This window comes from Pseudomonas sp. TWR2-1-1 (assembly GCF_049897045.1).
GTDB classification, from domain to species: domain Bacteria; phylum Pseudomonadota; class Gammaproteobacteria; order Pseudomonadales; family Pseudomonadaceae; genus Aquipseudomonas; species Aquipseudomonas versuta.
In genome coordinates this window covers 1-527 of the sequence record NZ_JAFCVM010000031.1, presented here as the reverse complement: position 1 = coordinate 527, position 527 = coordinate 1, and the positions used below count along the sequence as shown (strand labels likewise).

The following is a 527-nucleotide window of genomic DNA, read 5'->3' as shown; positions in this document are numbered from 1 at the left end:
TTTTACCTTAGCCTGAATAAACACCAGTGAAAGTGTTATCCAGTCTAACTTTCTATTACATACCCAAATTTTTAAAGAACGATCTAATCAAAAGATCAGAAATCAACATTCACCATCATGCGATGGAATGCTCATTTCTAAGCTTTACGATAGAGAAGCAAGTTATGGTGGAGCCAAACGGGATCGAACCGTTGACCTCCTGCGTGCAAGGCAGGCGCTCTCCCAGCTGAGCTATGGCCCCATATTTCTACAGGCTTTTTCCACACAAAATTGGTGGGTCTGGGCAGATTCGAACTGCCGACCTCACCCTTATCAGGGGTGCGCTCTAACCAACTGAGCTACAGACCCAATTTCGAGCTTGTAACTGTTAGCGTGCGCTATCAGCTTGGAGCTTAAAGTTGCTTCTATCGTCTTCTTCAATGAATCAAGCAATTCGTGTGGGAACTTATGGAGCAGCTGATGTCGTCGATTAAGGAGGTGATCCAGCCGCAGGTTCCCCTACGGCTACCTTGTTACGACTTCACCCC

2 tRNA genes and 1 rRNA gene are annotated in these 527 nt (G+C 46.3%); all 3 read right to left on the bottom strand.

The features are described 5' to 3' along the window. Positions 1 to 165: 165 nt before the first annotated feature. A tRNA-Ala gene (locus ACP7BO_RS23830) sits at positions 166 to 241 on the bottom strand. Between the two features lie 30 nt (positions 242 to 271). Then, positions 272 to 348, bottom strand: a tRNA-Ile gene (locus ACP7BO_RS23825). A 122-nt stretch (positions 349 to 470) separates the two neighbouring features. Next, positions 471 to 527 (bottom strand): 16S ribosomal RNA (locus ACP7BO_RS23820); the annotation flags it as partial.